Genomic DNA, 22,346 nt, shown 5'->3' with positions numbered 1-22,346 from the left:
ACAGCCTGGTCATGATCATGCAGTACAAAGTCGGCCTGACCCGGTACTTCCTCACAGGCATGGAATTCAGCGGCCGGATTGGAAATTGTTGGTAATGCATTAATGATTAAATCAAAATCAAAAACGCTGTAACAACCCGTTACCGTGTTCTCTAATCGTACATAGATCGTCTCGGTAAACGGAGTGGTGTTCTGATACGTTGCCGGATTGGTAATAACGTTGGTTGCGCTATCGGCATCGGCAAAACTCATATAGTAACTCACCGCGTAATCTACGTTACCACCGGTGATTTCTGTGTCTTTTGTGGTTAAATCAAATTCCTCGATACCATCATTGGCATCCGGGTCGGTCTGGTCACACTGAACGTAGTTCGTGATTGGGGCTAAGATGGTGGGAAGGAGGTGAACAGATAATTGTATTTCCTCTATAGTATAACAATCGGTAGTTGTACCATCTTCCACTACTCTCATATAAATTGTCTGTCCACCTGCTACTGTATTAGCAAACAAAGGCTGTGACTGAGGGTTTGTATTAGCCTCGGCATCTGCCTGATTAAGGTGAATAGTAACTATATATCCTGTTTGATTATTTAATGCCTCAGCAATAGCCGGAGCCAAGTCAAATTCAGCAAAACCATCGTTAGTCGCATCATCACAAAGTTCAAGCGGAGTTACAGGCATAAGTACGGGAGCAGCATTAATAGTAAACGGCACTGTACTACTACCTGCTATTAAACAGTTCTCAATATCTTCTGCTACACTATAAGTAATATCGTAAGTACCTGGTGTACTGGCAAACAAATCTATCTCTCCTGTATCTGGATCTATAACTACTTCTACCGGAGCACTAAAAGTACCTCCTGTGGTAAAATCATTTCCTGTAGTTGGCGTAACCGTACCATCACTGGTACAAAGTGCTTCAGGAAGAGTAAAATCGGTAACGGGGTCCTGTCCCGGGTTCACAGTAACCACTAAAGGATAGGCAGGAGTTTGACATCCGGCATCTGACTCCTGTATTACATAATAGGTAACAGAGCCTACAACAGAAGTATCTGGTGTTGGGTTTGAATACTGTGTACCGTTAAGGTAATACAACATTGTGTACCCCGGCTCATCTACCGGAATATCTATAGGCACTGCCGTTTGTCCCTGACAGTAAGTAATATCTGTAACAACAGGATCTAAAGGGTATGGCCCTGTATAAGAAACCTCTATGGTACTTGTACAATATTCTGTAGTCCAGTCAAAGTAATAAATTCCCTGAACCGAAAACCCTGACACATCTACATTATTTGAAGTAGGGTCTGAAAATGTTACCGTTGAAGGGTTACTATCGTGAGCAGACCATGTACCTGTACCTGCTGCTTCTAAACTGGCTACAAGCTCGCCACAATCCATATAGAAAGGATTAGGCGAAATGATACCGTTATTAGCCGTAAAACTAATTGCGTCTAAAAAGTTACCAACACTCGCACCTCCCACACTGGAAACCGATTGTAATATAAAACGTGTTACAGTTTGCCCGGCAGGCACGGTGTAAGTACCTGTATTATAACTCCAGGCCGTATTTCCTGTAGATACAGTTGTTACCGGAGTATATGGACCTCCCGGAGGACCTGCTAATAACTGACAGGTATCGGTGCCCTGACGTCCGCGGTGTGCAAACCCGTAATTAAATACTGTTGACTGCGGAGTATCATAATCCTGATAAACTCCCGAAACAACATTGGCATTAAGCTCTATAAACTGGTCACCGCTATATGCCGGTACATTTTCATAGTTAGGCTGCTGCCAAAACTCCATCATTTGATCTGAAGCAGTAGTACGCCATCCCTGTACCACATTGTGGTTTACAAATGTTGGAAAATTAGACCATGTAAGGTTAGGAAGCTCAAAATCGTAGTTTACCGTGGTAATTAAACACTCTGTCTGGTTATTATTAGACGGTGGTGGTGGTGTAGTAACACAAACCAAAAAAGTATTGGTTAAACTGGGAGATGTGGTGTTAAAGTAAATTTTTACTTTATAAGTATCTCCAATGTTAAGCCCTGAGGCATTAAGTACGTTGTTTTGGCTACACGAAAGCATAGTCAGTCCTGTACAGTCTCCTTCATACAAAACAATCACCATAGACTGTGGTGTACCCGAAAAATTGGATAACGCAATGGTATGTGCTGTAGAAGTTGCCGTAAACTCATACCAAACATCGGCGCCGTTTTGGGTCGTACATGTTGCACCTAATGTAGAAGCCGTAGCCTGGGTAAAAGTGGCTGTGGTTCCTGAGACACAAATCTCGGTTGGGTTCACGGTTAAAGGTGTTGCTCCCGCACAATCATCATTGGCAGGGGGAAGCAACATTTCATTATTTGAAAGCGCATAGCCGAAATTACAGCCAAACACTAAAAATAATAAGGCATAAAAAATAAATTTAATTCTTCCCATTATGGTGGTATTTAACAAGCTAGTCAGTAAAAAGTTGCCCAAATTAACAAATATTCAGGCTTAATTACACAAAAAAATCGAATAAAATTAAACATCTTGCATTATATTCAAAATGATTGATGTATTATTATCATTAAAACAATTATAACAGCATTTACCCTAATATCACAATATGTTAAAAAAATAAGGCTGCATTACTGCAGCCTTACTCCTATATATTATTAATGCATATTACATGTATTAGTGGCTACCTCCTTCGGTAATTGCCTGCTCTACGGTAAAACCAAATCGCTGTGCTATCTGAGCCGAAACAGCATCAGCTGCATTTGACGTATAATCCATATCCCAAAAACCGTTTTCTCCTCCTGTAAGGCTTTCTAACATTCCGTTAACTTCCTCTCCCGTAAAATAAGGAGCATTTGTAGCAGGATTATTAGTAAAACGTAAACCGGCTATAAAACCATAAGCTTCAGAAAGTGCGTGGAATGACTTAATAGTAGCAAGCTCATCTGTAGATAACAGCTCCTTACCTTCATGTAAATAGTATACAGCTCTAACTGCACCTATAACCGAAAGATTTTGTTTAATTACCTGTATTTGCTCGTTACGGGTAGTATAGTCTTTATTAACTATAGCAGCTCTACCTTTAATGAAAGCATTTTTAATATTATCTGTAACACCTTCAAAATAAGGGTTACCGTTAACAGTATTCATATAGCTTTCCCAGTAATATTTCTTTACAGAACCATCGGTATTAGTAGTAGTATAACCAAACACATAACCATAAGCTTCGTCCCACTTATGCTCCATAGTAGTATAGTTTGCACCATCTTCAAGAGTACCTGCATCATTAGCAAGTTTTGTTTCATCAAGCACAGTAGTACTTAGGTAATTGTTTAGTGCCTGATCCATAAAACAAGCTCCCATTAAACCTTTTATGATAGCCTGATTGATTTCAAGTCCGCCCCCGTTTACCAGTCTTTTACCTGCATCTACCGAACCGGCAACACCCGGAGCACCTGTAGTTTCATATTGTGTTGCTACAGTACCCATCTCTACAAAAAGGGCATCAAAAGTAGTTTTGATTTCATTAGCTTCTACAGTATTAGCCGAAAAATAATCAGCCGAAGCAGCAGTTTTATTTCTTAATTGTTTACCAGAATTATTAAGCTCATCATCTGCAAAAGGGTTATTACTGTTTGAGAACATATCTACAACCTTTTGAGCATCAAAGTCAGGATATCCTGCCTGATTTTTAGAATAAGCATCAAACTCAGCAAGCATTTTTATTCTTTGCGTCTGTCCTGAAAAATTAACACTTGTCTCCCCGTTTCTTTCAAACTGATAAGTAGAAGGAACCTCATAAGAAAGATCATTAACACTATCATCATCACTTGAACATGAAACCAAAGAAGATACAGTAAACGTAGCCGCAGCTAAAATAGTAATAGCCTTAAAATTCATTTTAATGTGGATTAATTGTTGTTTTTGTGGCTGCAAATATAAAACATACTAACACATAAAATAAAATTATTTATAGTAAATCTAAATAAATTTACTATCAAAAAGCCCCAAAACACTAGGCTAAAAAAAATAATTAACACATTGTTAACAACTTAAGTGAAATTAAATTTATTAATAAATATTTACTTATTAATTATTTATTAATTTTGTAATTAAATCCCCCCAAATAATGAAACATACTATTTTTACTTTCCTAGCTGGCTTAGTAGCCTTGCTGGGATGCTCCTGTGAACCACAGGACACCGACCAAATCACCACACAAAATGAACTTACTTATGTGAGCCAGTCTGTACCAACCCAACTAAAAGGGGGTTATTACTCACACACCAGTAAAAGTACTACCGGCAAAGAAGAAGTTGTTATTGAACTGACTGCCGACAGATTTTGGATTAAGGACATGTATGATCTGGACCTTAGCCAATACAAAGTATATGTAAACGGAACTTGCTGGACCATTATTTATCTTTCTAATACACAGGAGATAAGAATAAGTGACTACATTAAAGAGGAAAACTTTGTGCACATCACTTTATGGGAAAACGGACAGATTATTAACGATCTTGGCATTTATGACAAGGTAAAACAAAAGAACCACAGCCTTAACCGATAATCAGTACTTTGAGAAAGACTCCGCAATTGTGGAGTCTTTTTTATTTAATAACAATTTAATCACGTTAATAATTCAATAATTAACTCAAAAACAACTATCAATCAAATAATTATCTATATTTGTAGCTTAATCCCACACCCCCACGTTTTATGAAATCTTGTTTTGTAGTAATCCTTTTAGGGATAGTTTCTCTATTAGGAACCTCGTGTGAACCACAGGAGGTTAACCAGGAGCCCACCCAACTCAGCCCCTACCATAGTACCTACACAGTACCTACTCAACTACAAGGCGAATACACAAAACATACAGGAGCCCCTAAAACGGGCAAAGAGGAGGTTGAAATAACAATCACCCCTAACCATGTTTCGGTTAAAGGTTTGTATGACCTCGACCTGAACAGTTACACCATTTTCGTAAACAGCGACTGTTGGTTAATTATTTACCTGAGTGATTCATTTGAGATCAGGATAAGTGATTATATCAAAGAGCTCAACTTAATTGTTGTTACGCTATGGGAAAACGGAGTTCAAACTGCCGAGTTAGGCGTGTTTGACAAAACTACTGTTCAGTAAAAACATAAACCCCGGCAATTGCCGGGGTTTGTTTTTATAATTAAGATATATCATTCTAATAGTCAAAGAAATTAGATAACAATGCCAGACCAAACAAACAGCTAATATTCAGTAAATTACAAAAAAAGGATAAATCCCCTTTCTAGCCCCGGTAATAATCCCCTTAATTATTTAGACTTAACTCTACGTTAACAAAATATTCGTAGGTTTGCGAAACCAAACCAATTATTAACCCGCCCCCACTTAAAATAAAATTGTGTATGAAACAATTTTACCTTGTCATAGCCCTACTGTTGTGTTCATTCACATTATTGGCTACACCAAAAACCACGGACTTATTTGATATCGATCCGCCGGTAGTTATCGGAACCTCAACACTATGTGGCTCCGGAGATGTTACACTATCAGCCTCAGCTGTACCGGGTGCAGAAATTAACTGGTATGATGTTGAAACCGGGGGAATCCCTTTTGCAACCGGGGGAAGTTTTTCTGCCAACGGGCTTTCATCTACCACAACGTATTATGCGGAAGCCAGTCTTAACGGAGAAGTTTCAGACAGAACTGCATTTACCGTTACGGTAAGTGAACCACCTATAGTAAATAATATTAATTTCTCCAATAATCAATGTAGTGGACAAACAGTACAACTTACTCCAAACATAAGTAATGGTACAGCACCATTCACTTACTTTTGGAATTTTGGTGATGGTAATACATCTACCGATGCAATTCCTGAACATGCTTTTATAGCATTTGGATGCAACACCCAAACGTTTAATATTTCCTTAACTGTTACTGATGCTAATGGATGTACATCTGAAGTAATAACAGAAGAAATTATAATTTTGGAACAACCTGATATAAATTTCAATGACCAAAATGATCCTTTTGCGGCAGAGCCTTTTAATAACTGTACAGATGCTTCAATAACAGATCCTTCTTATACTATAGCAGTTGGAAATTCAACAATTAACACCTCGTGCATTACGAGCTACTCAATAGAATGGGGTGATGGCACTCCAGCAGAATCAAATGTGACATTCCCTATAGAACATACTTATAATGAACTTGGCTCATTTGCATTATTAATCACAGCACAAAGTACTAACGGATGCAACACAACTAAAACTTATTTAGTCCGCAACGTATCAAACCCTGCCGGAGGACTCTCCTCTCCCGGTTCAACTACAAATCTATGTGCTCCAACATTACCTTTAAATTTTGAAATTACCAACTGGCAGTCAAATTCACCAGGAACAACATATACTATTGATTTTGGTGACGACACACCACCTGTCACTCTTCAACATCCACTAAACAATACAAATACGAATCAACAAGTACCGCACATCTATACCTCTTCAAACTGTCCTGCATCTGAATTCATAGCAACATTAACCATAAGTAATGCCTGTGGCTCAACAGTTTCAACAATAAACGCAATAAAAATCAATAAAGCTCCTGATGCTAATTTTGAGGCACCTTCTACAGCATGTACAAATAGCGACATTACCTTTATTAACACCTCAGATTCAGGATTTAATTCAGGTTGTACAACCGGAGTAATTTACACATGGGATTTTGGAGATGGTTCAACACAAACTCAAGGCCCGTTAACAGCACCTACAGATATAATACATCAATATACCACTCCGGGAGAGTACACCGTAACTTTATCAACAGAAAATGGATGTGGTACCGATTCTATAAACAGAACTATTTGCATTGAGAGTCTGCTTGCCCCTGATTTTGACTTAAACACAAACGAGGGATGTGCACCATTGGCGATAGCAACAACAAATACAACAGACGAAAGCAACTCCTGTGATGTAATATACAACTGGAGCGTAACATTTGCAGCTGCCGAATGTGATACCAATACTACTCCCGAATGGGATTTTGCAAACGGTACAGATGCCGATTCAAAAGATGCTGCTTTCACATTTAACACCGCAGGTACATACACCATAAGGCTTATAGCTACTAATATTTGTGGTGCTGAACAGATTACTAAAACAGTAACGGTAAGAAAACCGCCTACGGTAACTATAGATCCTATAGATCCTTTATGTGGTGCTACCGAAGTAACCATTACACCTACCGTAACCATTACCGAATGTAATGGCGGAACACCAACCTATTTATGGGATTTTCCGGGAGGTACACCTTCAACCTCTACTGATGCTGAGCCTAGCGTAACCTATACCACATCGGGCACACATACTTTTACTGTTGCTATTACCAACGATTGTGGCACAGTATCTAACTCACAATCTATAATCATTGGTCCTGTTGTATTTGCCGAAGCAGGAGACAATGCAACTATTTGCGAAGGCGAATCAACAACTTTAGAAGGCATTGCCACAGGCGGATCGGGAATTGGATACACGTATAGTTGGACTCCTGCAACAGGACTTACCGATGCAACAACAGCAACACCCGAAGCAGCTCCAACAGCAACTACTACCTACATCCTAACCGTAACCGATTCTAACGGATGTACGGCAACAGACGAGGTTACCGTTTTTGTAAACCAAATAAATCAGGGGGCTATAGCCGCTACCCAAACTATTTGTAACGGAGGTGACCCTGCAATCCTTACAGAAACCACAGCCGCAACAGCTGAAGGAACAATCACTTACCAATGGGAAATATCAACCACCAGTAACATAACCGACTTTACTGATGTTGCAGGGGCTACAGATGCGACTTACGACCCTCCGGCTACCGCACAAAACACCTGGTACAGAAGAAGGGTTACAAGTACCCTAAACGGCGTAGAATGTAGCGCTACTACCAACTTTATAGCCATTACTGTTAACGATGTTTATGAAGGTGTTATTGAAGAAAATCAAACCATATGTACAGGAGGTATTCCAAATACCATTACTACTTCTACATCGGCATCGGGCGCAGGGACATTAACCTATCAGTGGCAAAGCTCAACAGATGATATAACCTATACTGATATTGCAGGGGCAACTGCCGAGACTTACACTCCAGAAACACTTACAGCCACAACTTACTACAGGCGTATTGTTACGAGTACTTTTAACGGTGTTGCATGCCAGGCTACCAGTAACACTATAACCATAACTGTATCGCCAGATCCTGTAATTGACAGTGATCCAGTACTAACTCAGTCACTTTGTCAAAATGCTCTGGCTACAACTCTTGAAGTTACTGCGTCGGGAGGTGTAGGATCATTTACCTATCAATGGTACAGTAATACTGCTAACGATAACACTTCGGGGACACCCGTAACAGGAGCAACAGCTTCAACATTTACTCCACCTACAGACGTTGCGGGCATGGTATACTACTACTGCGTAGTATCGCAAACCGGACTGGGATGTAGTGTTACTTCTCAAACTGCCGGGGTAAATATTATAGCCGCTCCGGTTTTTAGTGAACAACCTCTTCCAAGCGATGTATGTGTAGGCGGTACTCCAAATACACTTTCTGTAACCTATACTAACGGTACAGGAACACCGTCTTATCAGTGGTATTCCAACACTGTTAATGACAACACAACAGGAACCGAAATTGCAGGAGCTACAAGCTCTACCTATTCACCTCCAACCGCAACAGAAGGCACAACTTATTACTACTGTATTATAACCTTCCCTGTAGGCGGGTGTTCTCTAATAACATCGGACACTGCCGAAGTAAATGTAAATGCTATACCTGTAATTATTGAGCAACCAACTGTAACGCAAAGTTTATGTGTGGACGGTACTGCTTCAGAGCTAAGTGTAGCTTATGATGGTGACGGAGGTAATACAACTTACCAATGGTACAGTAACACCACAGCTTCAAACTCCGGAGGAACATTAATTACAGGAGCGACTCAGGATACTTATACTCCTCCTGCTTTTACAGCCGAAGGAGCTTATTATTACTATGTAACTGTTGATTTTGAAAACAACGGATGTGGTAACCTTACCAGTGAAGTTGCCGAAGTTGTTGTAGTACCTGATCCGATAGTTACACAACAACCTATAACCACACAGTCGTTATGCCAAAGTCCGTTTGCAGAAGATATAACTGTAACCGCTACAGGCGGCGTAGGATTACTTTCGTACCAATGGTATAGCAACACAACAAACAACAATACAGGAGGTACTGAAATAGTAGGCGAAACAGCAGATACCTACTACCCTCCTGCCAATACCGTAGGTACAACTTATTACTATTGTATTATTACTGCAGAAGGATCGGGTTGTAGTGTGACAAGTCATACTGCAGAGGTTATTGTAAACCCTTCTCCCATTATAAGTACACAACCACAATCTGAAGATCTTTGTGCAGGGCAACCGATATCAGAACTTAATGTAGACTATACAAATGGTACAGGTACGCCAACCTATCAGTGGTACAGCAATACAGTAAACGATACAACCACAGGTACTCCTATTGTGGGAGCAACATCAGATACATATCAGCCTACAGATACCAACCCGGGAATTTTGTATTACTATTGTGAAATTACATTCCCGATAGAAGGCTGCTCGGTAATCTTATCAGAAGCTGCTGAAATATCAATCTATGCTCTACCATCGGTTAATGATATTAATACAGAAACCTGTAGTAACAAAACATTTACTGTTACCCCTGATGGTAATGGGAATAATGTTCCGGCAAATACTATGTACACCTGGACAGCTCCGGCAGGTACAGGCTTTACAGGCAGCAGTGCACAGGCTACTCCGCAACCTGAAATCAGTCAGACATTAATCAATACTACCAATACAGCAGTTACGGCTACCTACACAGTTACACCTGTTGTCAATAACTGTAATGGTGAAACATTCACGGTTACGGTTACCCTATACCCTGCTGCAACTGTTGAAGATGGCGAATTGCTTGTTTGTAGCGGAAGTGACTTTAGTTATGACCCTGCGGGCAATGCGACTATACTTCCGGCAGGAACAGTATACCAATGGGGTATTCCTGTAGTTACAGGCGGCATTACCGGAAGCACGTCAGGCAGCGACGCGTCACTGATTACAGGTACACTTACCAACCCTACGGCAACTAACCAGACAGCTACCTATACTGTTACACCTGTATCTCCTGACGGAAACTGTACAGGAGAACCTTTTGAAGTGGTGGTTACGGTTAGTCCGGAATTTAGTGTATCATCTGATATTTCAGACTATAACGGATTCCAGATAAGTACATCGGGAGCTACAGATGGTTGGATTAACCTTACCCCTACAGGTGGTTCGGGTACTTACACATACAGCTGGACTGGCCCTGACGGATTTACTGCCAACACCCAGAATATTGAAAACCTAGGAGAAGGCACCTATACCGTTATTATAAGCGATGGCTTATGTAACGACATAGAACTTACCATACAAATCAATGCACCGCTTCCGCTTACCATTAGCGAAGCCAATACAAGCCATGTGGATGTTAGTTGTTTTGGAGCCGCTACAGGTGTTATTGAGATAGAGATTACTCAGGTTTCCATTGCTCCTTTTGATTATGTACTGATGATTGAAGACGGTACCGTGATTGAAACGGTTGAAGATACTTTTGCTGAAAATTATGTTTTTGACAATTTACCTGCGGGCAACTATACCGTACAGGTTACCGATGCTAACGGTACTGTTAAAACACTTGAGGATATTATTATCACTCAGCCGGAATCGGGTGTTACAATTACTGAGGCTATAGTTACCGACTTTAACGGGTTTAGCATAAGTTGTTTTGGCTATCAGGATGCTGCTATAGATCTTACCGTTGAAGGCGGTTACCCCGGATATACTTACAGTTGGACAGGACCAAACGGATTTATTGCCGACACTCAGGATATTACCAACCTGCAACCGGGTACGTATACCGTAGTTATTAATGATACAACAGGAGCTTGTCCGCTAACGGAAAGCTATACCATAACAGAACCACAGCCTATAACTTATACTGGTACAGTTTCAAACTATAACGGTTATGGTGTGAGCTGTTTTGGTGGAAATAACGGTACTATAGACATACTCCCTACAGGTGGTACTTCTGATTATATTTTTACATGGACAGGTCCTAACGGATTTACCTCAACCGAGCAAAACCTTGCCGGGCTGGTTGCAGGCACGTATGAACTTACGCTAACCGACACCAACAACTGTACAGCACTTAGCAGTACTTACACTTTAACCGAACCGGAAGAGATTACTATCACCGAAACTCATATGAATGTAATTTGTTTTGGTGATGCCACAGGTGAAATTGATGTTACCGTAACCGGAGGCGTACCACTTCCTGCCGGAGATTATGAATACAGCTGGACAGGCCCTAACGGATTTACTTCTGCCAATGAAGACCCTATAGGTTTAACTGCGGGAGCTTACACGTTAACAGTAACCGATAATTCAGGTTGTAACGCCTCACTAACAGTTATAATAACTGAACAGCCTGAAATAATAATCATACCTACAACAACCCCTATTACCTGTTATGGCGCAGATAATGCTTCTATTTCACTAACCATATCAGGAGGTAATCCGCCTTATGTTGCCGAATGGAGTAACCTTGCTACAGGTACATTTCAGGATAATTTGGGTGCTGGTACTTATACCATTATCGTAACCGACGAAAGCAACTGTACTAAGAGTATTTCGGTAGTTATTGAAGAAGCTCCTGTATTTACAGTAAACCCTGAGTTTACTAACATATCCTGCCACGGAGCTAACGATGCTAGTATAGCACTTAACCTTATAGGAGGTATTGCCCCGGTAACACTTACATGGAGTGATGGTTCTACAGCAGGTACTACACGAAACAATTTAGGTGCGGGTACGTATACCGCTACTATTACCGATGGTACACCTTGTGAAATCATCAGGACGTTTACTATAGTTGAACCGGCCGCATTAATACTAGATGCCAATATTACGCACGCTACCGATTGTGATGATACCATGAGTGGTGCGATTGACCTGTTAGTAGCCGGAGGTACTCCTCCATATACCTACAACTGGTCTAACGGAGTTACGGCAGAAGACCTTACAAATATTACATCAGGCAACTACTTTGTAGAGGTAACAGATGCTAACGGTTGTTCTAATTCAGCTACCTACTCCATTACACGACCTGATCCAATTACGCTTACCGTATCAAACGATATTAATTTTAACTGTGATACTCATTTTGTAAGTCAGGTTAACGTAGCCCATGCAGAAGGAGGTATTCCTCCTTTCCAGTACTCATGGACTACGGGAGATGTTAGCGGACAGTTTGGTCAGTTTATGACCACCGACCAGAACGGCACTGTAATAGTTACTGCAACCGACTCTATGGGCTGTACCGCTACACAAACATTTGAGGTAGATACACAACAACTGGGTGAGGCTTTCTTCACGGCTGAATCATACGCTTATACCACTTATCAGATATATTCTATTATGGATCCGGTAAGTTTTACTAATGAGTCGACCGGAGATTATACAGAAGTGTCTTGGGATTTTGGAGACGGAAGCTTCTCTGATGAGATTGACCCTACCCATACCTATGTAAGAGAAGGCACCTATACCGTTACCCTTACCGTAGTATACCCTTATGGGTGTACAGATACTTACAGTATTATAATTAAAGTAACAAAAGGCTATGAGGTTATGATCCCGAATGCATTCACACCAAATGCCGATGGTGTTAACGATACATTTAGCGCTGTGTACAAAGGTTTCAAAAGTATTGAACTGAATGTTTATGACACCTGGGGTTCTCTTATCTACAGCGAAAAAGGCGAAGTGATAAGAGGCTGGAACGGTTATATTCAGGATATTCCGTCTGAAAACGGAAACTATTATTACCGTATTAATGCCGAAACATTTTACGGCCAGTTTGTAAATTTTGAAGGACCTTTTGCATTAATTAAGTAGAAATGAAAAGAATAGTAATAATTATAATCACAATATTAGCATTTAATACCTGTTGGGCTCAGGACCCTATTTTTACCCAGTATTTTATGGTACCGCAAACAGTAAACCCCGGCTTTACAGGCTTTATGGAAACTACTTCTATAGGTGTAATGCACAGAACCCAATGGCCGGATGCCTCACTGAAAATAAACAGCGATTATGCTTTTTTAAACACCTGGTCTGAAGAGATGAACAGTGGTTTTGGTGTAAACTTTTTAAGCCAGAGGGAATCGTTCACAAACTATCAGTTATCGCAGGTTAATGCATCCTATGCTTACAGGGTACAGATATCAGACTACTGGTACTTCCATCCTGCCCTTGAGGTAGGCTTCGGGACAAAATCATACGGTTTTCAAAACCTGGTATTGGAAGACCAGCTTAACCTTGGTACCGGTGTTATCGATGCTACCAGTATAGATCCGCTTGCACTCAATGAGAAAATAACCTTTTTTGATATTGGTGCCGGAGTATTGTTTAATAATGAGGAATGCTGGTTTGGCGCCTCGTTAAAACACCTTAACAAGCCAAACATATCATTTATGCAGGCTGGCAACTTACCTTTGGAGATGTTGTTCTCGCTTAATGCAGGCTACGAATTTAAGCTTTCTAACTTTACAAATACTTTCCTTCCATACAACTCTAAGTTATTGTTTACAGCCAATTATATGCAACAGGCTAAGTATAACAGGTTTGACCTAGGGGTCGGAATCATTTTTGAAAGGATATTTGTAGGTGCCATAGCCGCTACAAATCCGGCAAAAAACAATGGAAACAGTAACCTGTTAACCTCTGTTAATCCTTATTTCGGATTGAAATACGAACATTTTAAGGTTGGATATTCTTACGACATACTAACTAACAATATGGGACGAACCGGAGGGATACATGAATTCTCGCTGATTTATCAGTTTAATTGGGAAAAACAATGTCACGGTTGCCCTGACTATTACTAACATAAAAAAGTCCGTTTAGACGGGCTTTGTATTTTAAATGATTAGTATTTAATACGCTTAAGTAACAGCAACTATCTCCTGATTAGGTTGTAGTTTGATTAAAAATAAAAGAGGTAGGAAATTCCCACATCCTACCTCTCCAACCAAATAAGTTATAAACCAATACAATTGGTTAGTGCTAAACTGTATTAAAAGTAATCAGGAAAAAGAGATTTAGAAAACGGAAAACCATAAAAAAGGCAGGGAATCCCCTGCCTTTGCACCCAATTTAAAAAAGTTTACTTTATAGTTAATTATTAACTTTACTAAATCTACTGTATTAAAATTAATAATAGATATTTTATTTGAAAATTAATTAAATCTTAAGAATAAAATTATTGCTTCAACTTCAAATCAAAACAACTGAAAACCAATCCAGCCCCAACTGCCTGATAAGTTACCCTACTCTCCCCAAACACTAAACTGTCAAAACTGGCTTTAAACTCTAATGAAGGTATTAATTTGTATCCCAAAAACACTCCCCCGCTTAAAATAGAAATTTGGTTGGCTCCTCTTACCAATAGCCTTTCATAAAAAGCCTGACCTCCCTGCTTATATGTGACTGTAATACCACCATAAAATTTTGAGGTAACATTATAAGACAAGTGATTTTCAAGATAAAACAAAGCTTTTTGCGTCATTTTACCAAAACCACCTCTACTCGCTTCATCATTTGGAGTAAAAAACTGAATACCCGGGCAGGTTTCCAACCATAATATTTTTGAGGTATTATTATTTATTCTAATCTGCATTGGTAACCCAAATTCAAAAGCCATTCGATTAGAACCAATATTAATAAGGTTATCAGAGCTATAACTCGTCTTATCAGAATACCAAAACCTAAACAGACCATTCATATTAAACTTTTCCGGATTGGTCTCAAAAAAATCAGTTGAATTTTTAGCATCATTATTAATAATACCCATTTCAAAAGCAACATAACCATCTGCAAAACCTTTCTCCTGAGCATCAGGAATAGGAGTCTCTTTTAAGGTAACATTGAAAGAAGTCACCCTAGCAACCATAGCTGATACTTTTGCCCGCTTACCTCTTATCCCAAAAGTATGAGAAAGTGTAACGGGTATAACATTTGCTTCCGCTTTAATTACCGGTGTGTAATAATTACCAAAAACAAGTAAGTTTTGATCCATATTCATATACCTTACCTCTGCCTGCCACATTCCTGTAGGAGTAGGTAAATGTATACGCGCCTCGTCTGTTTGGGCTTGTAACTTTAAATTGGATAATAAGAAGAGAGTAAGAAGTAGTATTATTGTTCTCATGCAATGGTAAGGTTTATATTCAAATACATTTTTAAAACAAAAAGGCTTCACAAATATGTGAAGCCTTTTAAACTTAGTAGCGGGAACTGGACTCGAACCAGTGACCTTCGGGTTATGAGCCCGACGAGCTACCTACTGCTCTATCCCGCGCTGTTTCGGGTGCAAATATACAACATTATTATTGAAATACCTCAATCTATCTAATTTAATTATCATTATTGTTTGTCAAAGAATGAACTAATTAGGTTACCATTAATCACAACCTATTATATGCAAAGCAATACTATCCCATTCTTTATAGTAAACAATTATGAATCAGCTGTTTTAATTATACTATATTCTAACTATAATTATAAACAACAAATACAATTATAAAAACAGTTCGCAAATACTTAAACGTCTTCTCCTTCATAGCTTTGAATTTAAAACTCAAAAAAAAGGCTTCACATATGTGAAGCCTTTTTTACCTAGTAGCGGGAAGAATTAAAATATCTAACCAACTTTATGAAAATTATTAAAATGTTATCGCATTAGCAATCTAATAAATTATAGTGAAAATTTTTAATACTATAATATTTTACCTAAAATGGGTAGCTTTGTTCTAACTACTTTACTTGTAAATAATTCAGATACTGTCATAACTAAACTATATGGAACACTCAAAATACAAACCTTATGTATTGGTTTCGTTTGAAGAAACAGAGGATTACAATTATATTCTAGGAATCTTCCCAATTAATTCAATTGATTATGATGAAGATTATTACTACGAAATCCATATCAAAACTGAATACCCATATATAAGCAATATTAAAGAGTCAATAGGTAGTCATATTTATGTTGATTTAATATCAAGCACCCTTATGGAAATTTATACAGGAGAATTTTACGAAGAGTGTTTTAGCGATGGTTATTTTAAATACATTTCTTATGACTATAAGAAAACAGAAAAAGAAAATAAGATTAGTTGGAAAACTAAATTTCTTTATTTGAAATCTCAATTTAAAAAGCTGTTCGACTCTAAAATTAAGCCATATGAATTAACAAGAAGAAAGGTTCTTGAAAATTATCGAACTCTATCCTTCGAAGAAATGAAAAAGTTGAGTAAAGAAGAAAGAGACAAATTAAATAAAGGAAGTTTTTGGCAGATACTCTATCAACTATTTGAATACAATCCACCTTCGGATAGTTTTAATAAATTAATAGATCCTAACTATCAATATTATCCCCTAACAAAAAAAGATTGGAAAGTTGAATATTTAGAACTGGAGAAAAAATATGATAATTTAAAACTTATTGAGCCTGAAAATTATAAAGTCGTTAATTCACATATAATTAAATTATATAATAAAAGTTTTTATTGGATGTTAAACAATTTAAAATATAATCATAAAGAAATCGATGAAAATTTATTTATAGGTTTTTTTAATATAATTATGGAAAAATTGCACCATAAAGAAAATTAAAACAAACATCCTCCTATCTTGAGTATTTCAAGTGTAAACGCAAAGAATAAGTTTCAATTAAAATAAAAAGGCTTCACAAATGTGAAGCCTTTTACCTAGTAGCGGGAACTGGACTCGAACCAGTGACCTTCGGGTTATGAGCCCGACGAGCTACCTACTGCTCTATCCCGCGTTGTTTCGGGTGCAAATATACAACCATTATACAGAACTACAAGAAAAACACACAAAAATCTTTTTATTTCTTCTATTGCGCTGATATGACTACCTTTGCAGCATAACTTTTTTTATATGTCACATAAAGCAGGCTTTGTAAACATTATAGGGAACCCTAACGTAGGGAAATCTACCCTAATGAACGCCTTTGTAGGCGAACGCCTATCTATTATAACCTCTAAAGCACAAACTACCCGCCACCGTATACTGGGTATTGTGAACGGAGAAGAATTCCAGGTAGTATTTTCAGACACTCCCGGAATCATTAAACCCGCCTACGAACTGCAAACATCCATGATGGACTTTGTAAAATCGGCCTTTGAAGATGCCGATGTACTTATCTATATGGTTGAAGTAGGCGAAAAAGACCTTAAGGACGAAGCTTTCTTTAAGAGAATCATACATGCTAAAATTCCGATTTTACTATTACTTAATAAAATAGACAAGTCGTCTCAAGAGCAATTGGAAGAGCAGGTAACCCTTTGGAAAGAAAAAGTGCCTAATGCCGAAATCTATCCTATATCGGCACTGGAGAATTTCAACGTGAAAGAAGTATTCAACAGGATTATTGAGTTACTGCCAGATTCTCCTCCTTATTACCCTAAAGATGCACTTACCGACAAGCCTGAGCGTTTCTTTGTAAACGAAACCATACGCGAAAAAATCCTTTTAAATTATGATAAGGAAATTCCGTATTCGGTAGAAATTGAGACCGAGGAATTTTTTGAAGATGAAGACATCATCAGGATAAGAGCTGTCATCATGGTAGAGCGCGACACCCAAAAAGGTATCATTATAGGTAATAAAGGAGCAGCCATTAAAAAGGTAGGAATACAGGCAAGAGAAGAGCTGGAAAAATTCTTTGGCAAAAAAATCCATCTTGAAACCTTTGTAAAAGTGAACAAAAACTGGCGATCTAACCCATTCCAGCTTAAACGTTTCGGGTACAACCAAAAATAAAACAGCAAGTCAAAACACAGCAAAAAAACTAAGTTACAGGCTGTTTAGTAATTTAAGCAGTTTATATGTACTTTTGCAAAAAATTTAAAACAACGAAATGAACAATATCGTAGCCATAGTAGGTAGACCTAACGTAGGGAAATCTACTTTTTTTAACCGACTGATACAGCGCAGGGAAGCTATCGTAGATTCTGTTAGCGGGGTAACGCGTGACAGAAATTACGGAAAAAGCGAATGGAACGGAAAAGAGTTTTCTGTAATAGATACAGGAGGTTACATTAAAGGTTCTGACGATATTTTTGAAGGAGAAATACGTCGCCAGGTAGAACTTGCTATTGATGAGGCCGATGTTATTATATTTGTTGTAGATGTGGAAGACGGCATCACCCCTATGGATGATGAAGTCGCTAAACTTTTACGTAAGGTTACTAAACCGGTACTTCTTGCTGTGAACAAAGTAGACAACGCTATGCGTGTTGACGATGCTATTGAGTTTTACAACCTGGGACTTGGTGATTACTATACCATTGCAGGTATGAGCGGATCGGGTACAGGAGAACTTCTTGATGCTTTAACCGACCTTTTACCGGAACCTGAAGAAGTTGAAGAGGAAGAAGCATTACCACGCTTTGCTGTTGTAGGACGACCTAATGCAGGAAAATCATCTTTCATCAATGCACTTATTGGCGAAGACAGATATATAGTTACTGATATTGCCGGTACTACCCGCGATGCTATTGATACAAAATATAACCGTTTTGGTTTTGAATTTAACCTTGTAGACACAGCTGGTATACGCCGTAAAGCCAAGGTTAAGGAAGACCTTGAATTCTATTCGGTAATGCGTTCGGTAAGAGCTATTGAGCACAGTGACATTTGCATACTAATGATAGATGCTACACGTGGTTTTGAAGGTCAGGATCAGAGTATTTTCTGGCTGGCAGAAAAAAACCGCAAGGGTGTTGTAATCCTTGTGAACAAATGGGATCTTATTGAGAAAGATACTATGAGCACACGTGATTACGAGAAAAAAATACGCGAAGAGCTTCAGCCTTTTAATGACGTGCCAATTCTGTTTGTTTCTGCTTTAACAAAACAGCGTTTACTTAAAGCGCTTGAAACCGCCGTACAGGTATTTGAAAACAGAAAACAGCGTGTTGCCACCTCTAAGTTGAACGAGCTCATGCTTCCTATTATAGAGAACAATCCGCCACCGGCACTAAAAGGTAAATACATTAAAATTAAATACTGTATGCAGTTACCTACAGCAACACCGCAGTTCGTATTTTTCTGTAACCTTCCACAATATGTAAAGGAACCTTACAGACGTTTTATAGAGAACAAGTTAAGAGAGCATTATGACTTTTCGGGCGTGCCAATAGATGTCTACTTCCGTCAGAAATAAAGTTTTTCTTGCTTTTAACATACTAAAATCATTAATTAGCTGTTTAATAAGACATACCTTACTAACCAGCTAATTTTTTTTATCGCTATGAAAAAGAGTTCCTTACTCCTCTTTTTATTTTTAATGTTCTCAACATTTTGTTTTGCCCAAAGTATAACCCTTAAAGGAGTTGTTACTGATGACACTAACTATCCCTTGGAATCGGCAACGGTTTATTTAACCTCTGTAAAAGATTCAACGGTAGTAGACTACACAATTACTAAAAAGAATGGATCGTGGGAGATGAAAACCCGAAAAATTGATGATCCCGTTTACCTGAAAATTTCCTTTATAGGAATGGCCAGCTACACTAAGCGTTTTGAAATTCTTAAAGCAGACGATGATTTTGGCACCATTGTTCTTAAAGATAACGCTACCGAACTTAGTGAAGTAGTCATTAAAGGAGAAGTACCTCCTATCCGAATAAAATCGGACACGCTCGAATTTAATGCCTCATCCTTTAAAGTAAGGCCCGATGCCAATGTCCAGGAGCTTTTAAAACAATTACCCGGAGTGGAAATTGATGATGAAGGTAAAATAACCGTAAACGGAAAGGAAGTAAACCAGATATTAGTGAACGGTAAGCCATTTTTTGACAAGGATGGTAAAATAGCCCTTCAAAACCTGCCTTCAGAGATCATCAACAAAGTCCAGGTTACCGACACAAAAACCAAAGAAGAAGAACTTTCGGGTGAAAAAGCCAGTGGCAATAACGCCAGTATTAACCTTACTATAGATGAAGACAAAAACAAAGGTGTTTTTGGAAAAGCTATGGCAGGATATGGTAGTGACGACCGCTATGAAAGCAGCCTTCTCTTTAACTACTTTAAAGACAAGCAACGATTAAGCGTACTTGCTTCTTCAAATAATATTAATTCTACCGGCTTCTCCATGGATGAAATTTTCGACAATATGAGAGGCGGACGTAACAGTAATATATATTACAGCGGAAACGGAAGTTTTAATATTAACGGTATACAGTTTGGAGGCGGATCAGGTATAACAAAATCCAATATGGTAGGTGTTAGTTTTTCAGATACATGGTTTAAAAAGCTTGAGCCTAACATCAACTATTTTTATACCAGTGCCAATAATGAAAATGAAAACAGGACACGCATGGAGTTATTTTTACCGGAAGATGGCAGCGGTGTAGACAAAAAAAATATCACAAACTCATTTTCTAAAAGCGAAACCGATCAATATGCCCATAATGCAAACACAGAGTTTGAGTATAAAATAGACTCTACTTCAACAATTAACTATAGTCCTAAATTTACAAAAAACAATTCAAAAACCCGAAACATCTCATCCCAAAATACCTTTAATCAGGATGACATTTTAATCAATGAGAGTGATGGTACTACATTTTCAGAAACTGACACAGATAATTTTGAAAGCAATCTGGACTACCATAAAGCCTTTAGACATAAGGGTAGAGGTATAAGTCTATCGCTTTCTAATGAAAACAATAAGAGTGAAGGGGCTAACTACAATCAATCTGAAACTTATTTTTATGAAGATGGCAACACAACATCAGACATAAGAAACCAGGTTAGATACAACAGAAGAGCTGTTGACAATTACAGACTTAGGGCGAGATACTCTGAACCGGTAACCGATTCACTTAAACTGATAATTAGCGCTGAATACACAAGTAATCAGCAAATTGAAGACAGAGAAGGGTTTGACTTTGATAATGCAACAGGTGATTTCACTATAGCTAATGATGCATTAACAAATTACCTGTCTTCTAAAACTAATACAGTAACTCCTTCTACAGGAATTACTATTAACAAAAGCAAGTATTCCCTTAATTTTGAAGCAGGCACATCTGTTACTCAGTTCGACAATTTTTCGAGCTACATGGGTACTGATTACAGCCTAAACAAAACCTATATATACCCTACTGCAAACTTTTACGGTAACTATAAATTAAGCAAATCAAAATATTTGTACGCCAACTACAGTTATGACGTTTGGTTCCCTCAGGCAAGCCAGGTACTTCCGGTAGAAGATTTAAGTAATGCTCTTTACACTACCACTGGAAACCCTGACCTTGACCCTAATAAATACCATAATTTCTATTTATCCTTCGGTAATTATGATTACTCTACCAGGTCAGGATATAATATTTATGGTGGAGGTAATTTTACCACTAGTGATGTAGTTGACAATACAACCATAGCACCAAGCGGTAAAACCACAACTACTTACACCAACGTTTCGGGAGTATATAATTCATGGTTTGGCGCAAACGCTAATAAAACTTTCAAAAAAGACGAACATTCTTTTAGGGTAAATATTGGAGTAAACGGAGGCTTTGACAAAGGAAAGGGGTATACTAACGGAGAACAATATCAATCTGACACCTACCGCATTTCTCCAAAAGTAGGATTAAATTATGATTTTGGTGAATTATTAAATATATCACCATCATACAAATACACCTATCGTAAAGTAGACTACACTAATTTCAATATCGGCACACAGTCTAACTTTACACATGTTGTAAACCTGCAAACCACTAGCTACTGGCCTAAACATTTTGTTTTAGGAAATGACTTTGGGTACACCTATAACTCTCAGCTTTCAGATGGGTTTAAGAAAGACTTCTTTTTATGGAATGCAAGTTTAGGGTATAACTTTTACAACGACCAGTTATTATTTAAAGTAAAAGTATACGATATTTTAGACCAAAATCTGGGCACATCCAGAACCATATCATCAAACTCAATTTACGATCAGCAAAACACTGTCTTAAAACGTTATGTAATGTTCTCACTTACTTATAAGATTAAAAAGTTTGGCGGAAAAGAAACCAAGAGCAGAGGAAGCCGTTTTTGGATGTTCTAAATATATACATATAAAAAAAGAGGCTGCAATTTGCAGTCTCTTTTTTATGTATATAAATTCGGT

General features: G+C 38.3%; 10 protein-coding genes, 2 tRNA genes and 1 pseudogene. 8 read left to right on the top strand and 5 right to left on the bottom strand.

The window, feature by feature from the left end:
• Both V3Z67_RS16635 and V3Z67_RS16630 read right to left on the bottom strand, forming a co-directional pair.
• Window positions 1-2,441: pseudogene (locus V3Z67_RS16635) on the bottom strand (hypothetical protein); the annotation flags it as partial.
• 240 nt (window positions 2,442-2,681) lie between these two features.
• Window positions 2,682-3,905 (bottom strand): DUF4856 domain-containing protein, encoded by a 1,224-nt coding sequence (locus tag V3Z67_RS16630; protein WP_330444385.1) that lies wholly within the window; start codon window positions 3,903-3,905, stop codon window positions 2,682-2,684.
• Window positions 3,906-4,134: 229 nt separating this feature from the next.
• Here V3Z67_RS16630 and V3Z67_RS16625 point away from each other — a divergent pair, with 229 nt between their 5' ends.
• The 4 genes from V3Z67_RS16625 to V3Z67_RS16610 all read left to right on the top strand — a co-directional run bounded on the left by V3Z67_RS16625 (window position 4,135) and on the right by V3Z67_RS16610 (window position 14,025).
• Window positions 4,135-4,575, top strand: coding sequence for a hypothetical protein (locus V3Z67_RS16625; RefSeq protein ID WP_330444384.1), 441 nt, complete (start codon window positions 4,135-4,137; stop codon window positions 4,573-4,575).
• A 149-nt stretch (window positions 4,576-4,724) separates the two neighbouring features.
• The gene (locus V3Z67_RS16620) at window positions 4,725-5,147 is read left to right on the top strand and encodes a hypothetical protein (RefSeq protein WP_330444383.1); all 423 of its coding nucleotides are present in this window, start codon (window positions 4,725-4,727) and stop codon (window positions 5,145-5,147) included.
• Window positions 5,148-5,407: 260 nt separating this feature from the next.
• Window positions 5,408-13,033: a PKD domain-containing protein gene (locus tag V3Z67_RS16615; protein WP_330444382.1), complete on the top strand. Its 7,626-nt coding sequence runs from the start codon at window positions 5,408-5,410 to the stop codon at window positions 13,031-13,033.
• 2 nt (window positions 13,034-13,035) lie between these two features.
• The gene (locus V3Z67_RS16610; RefSeq protein ID WP_330444381.1) at window positions 13,036-14,025 is read left to right on the top strand and encodes a PorP/SprF family type IX secretion system membrane protein; all 990 of its coding nucleotides are present in this window, start codon (window positions 13,036-13,038) and stop codon (window positions 14,023-14,025) included.
• Between the two features lie 374 nt (window positions 14,026-14,399).
• Here the strand turns inward: V3Z67_RS16610 and V3Z67_RS16605 are convergent, their stop codons facing one another.
• Window positions 14,400-15,347, bottom strand: a complete 948-nt coding sequence (locus V3Z67_RS16605; protein WP_330444380.1) for a hypothetical protein — start codon at window positions 15,345-15,347, stop codon at window positions 14,400-14,402.
• A gap of 77 nt (window positions 15,348-15,424) precedes the next feature.
• Window positions 15,425-15,497 (bottom strand) — tRNA-Met (locus V3Z67_RS16600).
• 500 nt (window positions 15,498-15,997) lie between these two features.
• Here V3Z67_RS16600 and V3Z67_RS16595 point away from each other — a divergent pair.
• Window positions 15,998-16,813, top strand: coding sequence for a hypothetical protein (locus V3Z67_RS16595; protein ID WP_330444379.1), 816 nt, complete (start codon window positions 15,998-16,000; stop codon window positions 16,811-16,813).
• 99 nt (window positions 16,814-16,912) lie between these two features.
• On the opposite strand, the gene V3Z67_RS16590 is transcribed toward V3Z67_RS16595, so the two are convergent.
• Window positions 16,913-16,985: transfer RNA gene (locus V3Z67_RS16590), tRNA-Met, on the bottom strand.
• Window positions 16,986-17,101: 116 nt separating this feature from the next.
• On the opposite strand from V3Z67_RS16590, the gene era reads away from it, so the two are divergent.
• The 3 genes from era (at window position 17,102) to V3Z67_RS16575 (ending at window position 22,283) form a co-directional block, all read left to right on the top strand.
• Complete coding sequence (gene era / locus V3Z67_RS16585; RefSeq protein WP_330444378.1) at window positions 17,102-17,986, top strand: GTPase Era; 885 nt, start codon at window positions 17,102-17,104, stop codon at window positions 17,984-17,986.
• A gap of 97 nt (window positions 17,987-18,083) precedes the next feature.
• Window positions 18,084-19,391 carry a ribosome biogenesis GTPase Der gene (der, locus tag V3Z67_RS16580; protein WP_330444377.1) on the top strand — a complete coding sequence of 436 codons (1,308 nt, stop codon included), beginning with the start codon at window positions 18,084-18,086 and terminating at the stop codon, window positions 19,389-19,391.
• Window positions 19,392-19,478: 87 nt separating this feature from the next.
• A complete protein-coding gene (locus V3Z67_RS16575; RefSeq protein ID WP_330444376.1) occupies window positions 19,479-22,283 on the top strand; it encodes a TonB-dependent receptor in 2,805 nt (934 codons plus the stop codon).
• Window positions 22,284-22,346 lie beyond the last annotated feature (63 nt).

It is taken from the genome of Flavobacterium sp. C4GT6, assembly GCF_036347315.1.
In the GTDB taxonomy this organism is placed as follows: domain Bacteria; phylum Bacteroidota; class Bacteroidia; order Flavobacteriales; family Flavobacteriaceae; genus Flavobacterium.
The sequence above is the reverse complement of the archived record's forward strand: the minus strand, read 5'-3'. Positions and strand labels throughout refer to the sequence as shown.